Below are 3,169 nucleotides of genomic sequence, written 5' to 3'. Positions count from 1 at the left end.
CTCCGCCTCGCCCGCCCGGCACATGTCGGCCATCGCGGTGCCGGGCTCGGCGACGGTGACCGTGCCCAGCAGGTCGCCGTCGGCGTCGACGGCCACGAACAGATCCGCGTGCTCGGCACGGCTCGCGGCGTCGGCGAGCAGCTCGGCGTAGGACTCGCCCGAGTCGTGATCCAGGAAGCCCTCGGCTCGGTAGGCCTCGACCGTCAGCTCGCCCACGGCGGCGTGCTCGGCCGCCCGCGCCCGGCGCACCAGCACATCGCTCATGCGATCCTCTCCTCCCGGTTCCGTGTGCCTTCCCGGCGTCGGTCCGGCCCGGTCACTCGTCCGGTCGCTTCTCCGCGACCTCGACCGCGGCGTCGGGCCCACGGTCGAGCAGCACCCGGAAGCCGTCCTCGTCGAGCACGGGCACCTTGAGCTGCACGGCCTTGTCGTACTTCGACCCGGGAGCGTCCCCGACGACGACGAACGCGGTCTTCTTCGACACCGACCCGGCGGCCTTACCGCCGCGTGCCATGATCGCCTCCTTGGCTTCGTCGCGGGAGAAGCCCTCGAGCGACCCGGTGACCACGATCGAGAGGCCCTCCAGGTTGCGCGGGATGGACGTGTCCCGCTCGGCCTCCATGCGGACCCCGGCACGGCGCCACTTCTCGACGATCTCGCGGTGCCAGCCCACCGCGAACCACTCGCGCACGGCGTGCGCGATCGTCGGCCCGACGCCGTCGACGTCGGCGAGCTCCTCCTCGCTGGCCGCGTCGACGGCGTCGACCGAGCCGAACTCACGGGCCAGCGCCTGCGCGGCGGTGGGTCCGACGTGCCGGATCGACAGCCCGACCAGGACCTTCCACAACGGACGATCCTTGGCGGCCTCCAGGTTGTCCAGCAGGCGCTGCCCGTTCGCGGAGAGGTCCCCCGCCTTGGTGACGAACAGCTCGGTCCGCCGCAACCGCTCCGCGTCCAGATCGAAGACATCGCCCTCGTCGACGAGCACGCCCGACCGCAGCAGCGCGCCCGCCGCCTCCCAGCCGAGCATCTCGATGTCGAACGCGCCCCGGCCGGCGAGGTGGAACAGCCGCTCCCGCAACTGCGCGGGACACGACCGCGCGTTCGGGCAGCGGATGTCGACGTCGCCCTCCTTCTCGTAGGCCAGCGCCGTGCCGCACTCGGGACAGTGCGCGGGCATGACGAACTCGCGCTCCCGCCCGGTGCGCACGTCCACCACGGGCCCGAGCACCTCGGGAATGACGTCGCCCGCCTTACGGATCACCACCCGGTCGCCGATGAGCACGCCCTTGCGCTTGACCTCTTCGGCGTTGTGCAGCGTGGCCAGTTCCACCGTGGACCCGGCGACCTTGACCGGCTCCATCACCGCGTACGGCGTCACCCGGCCCGTGCGGCCGACGTTGACGCCGATGTCGAGCAGCGTGGTGTTGGCCTCCTCCGGTGGATACTTGTAGGCGATCGCCCAGCGTGGCGCCCGCGCGGTGGCGCCGAGCCTGCGCTGCAGCGACACCTGGTCGACCTTGATCACCACACCGTCGATCTCGTACTCGGCGTCCTGCCGGTGCTCGTTCCAGTACTGGATGTGCCCCACGAGACCGTCGGCCGAGTCGATGACCGTGCTGTGCGACGACACCGGCAGGCCCCACGCCGCCAGGGCGTCGTAGGCGTCGGACTGCCGTGCCGGGTCGAAACCGACACGCCTGCCGAGTCCGTGGCAGATCAGTCGCAGCGGCCGCGTGCGCGTGACCTTCGGGTCCTTCTGGCGCAGCGAGCCCGCCGCCGCGTTGCGCGGGTTGGCGAACGGGGGCTTGCCCGCCTCCACGAGCCCGGCGTTGAGCTCGGCGAACTCGGCCACCCGGAAGTAGACCTCGCCGCGCACCTCGACCAGCTCGGGGACCGGGAAGCGGTCGGTGCCGCTCAGGCGCTCGGGCACGTCCCGCATCGTGCGGATGTTGAGCGTGACGTCCTCGCCGGTGCGCCCGTCGCCCCGGGTGAGCGCGCGGGTGAGGGTGCCCTGCTCGTAGAGCAGGTTCACCGCGAGACCGTCCACCTTCGGCTCGCAGAGGTACCGGGTGCTGCCGCCGACCTCACGCTCGACGCGGTCGACCCAGGCCCGCAGTTCGTCGAGGTCGAAGGCGTTGTCCAGGCTGAGCATGCGTTCGAGGTGGTCGTAGGCGTTGAACTCGGTGGAGAACATGCCGCCGCCGACCTGCTGGGTGGGCGAGTCCGGGGACACCAGGCCGGGATGCTCGGCCTCGATGCGCTCCAGCTCCCGCATCAGCCGGTCGAACTCCGCGTCGGAGATCGTGGGCGAGTCGAGCACGTAGTAGCGGAACTGGTGTCCACGGACCTCGTCGGCGAGGTCCCGATGCCGCTCGCGCCGCTCGGCCGGGACATCACCGATGTCCTCGGCCTCGACGGACGGGGAGTACGGGGTCAGGTCGTCGCCGGCGGCGTCATCGCCGGCCTGCTCACGCCGGGCACGCTCCGGACCGGGAACGAGGTCGTCACTGCTCACGAATGACCAGCCTAGTCAGCACCACCGACAGCGCCGCCGAGAGCGGAGACGAGCTCGCGCAAGCGGGTCAGGTCCACGGTGCCCGCCGGTTCGGCCAGGGCGGTCTCCACCCGCCGCAACCGCTCGGCGGCGAGCCGCTCGCCGAGCGTCGCGTCGAGCGGGAGGAAGGTCATCGCGGTCCGGGCTCCGGGCTCGAGCTCGGCGAGAACCGGGTGGTACACGGCGACGTCGGCCACGCCCTCGGTCTCGTCCACCTGGACCACGACCCGGACTTCGGCGAGGTCGAGCCGGTGCGCACCCAGGTTCACCGTCACACCCGCCGGGTCCGGCACGCCGGGCACCGAGTCGTGGTACTCCCACAGCGCGTCGTCGGGTGGCGCGGCGGCCTTCCACGCGTCGGTGTAGGGGCGCAGCGCCGGGTCCTCCTGGCCGCTCACCACGAGCGCGTACACCGCGCGCCGCCCCCGGTCCAGGGAGAACTGGAGATCCGGATGCACCGCGGCCACCGCCCCGGCCAGCAGGGTCTCGGCCTGCGACGTGCTGCCGTTGCCGAGCGCGGCACTGACGTCGGGGAGCACGTCGCGCCAGTACCGCCAGAACTCGGCGGCGGCGGCCTCCGGGTCGGCGGGCACGGGCTGGTCCGGCCAGGGC

Annotated in this window: 2 protein-coding genes and 1 pseudogene; all 3 read right to left on the bottom strand. The window is 72.4% G+C overall.

The genetic code is table 11. The features are described from left to right. Positions 1 to 264, bottom strand: a pseudogene (locus tag SACSA_RS26060) (GNAT family N-acetyltransferase); the annotation flags it as partial. A 52-nt stretch (positions 265 to 316) separates the two neighbouring features. Then, positions 317 to 2,440 (bottom strand): NAD-dependent DNA ligase LigA, encoded by a 2,124-nt coding sequence (ligA, locus tag SACSA_RS0111430; RefSeq protein WP_157596825.1) that lies wholly within the window; start codon positions 2,438 to 2,440, stop codon positions 317 to 319. An 89-nt stretch (positions 2,441 to 2,529) separates the two neighbouring features. Then, on the bottom strand, positions 2,530 to 3,169 hold a 640-nt coding region (locus SACSA_RS0111425; protein ID WP_048876693.1), incomplete at its 5' end, for a hypothetical protein.

Source organism: Saccharomonospora saliphila YIM 90502, assembly GCF_000383795.1.
Classification (GTDB): Bacteria; Actinomycetota; Actinomycetes; order Mycobacteriales; family Pseudonocardiaceae; genus Saccharomonospora; species Saccharomonospora saliphila.
Note: the sequence above shows the minus strand (reverse complement) of the source record. Positions and strands in the feature narration are given on the sequence as shown.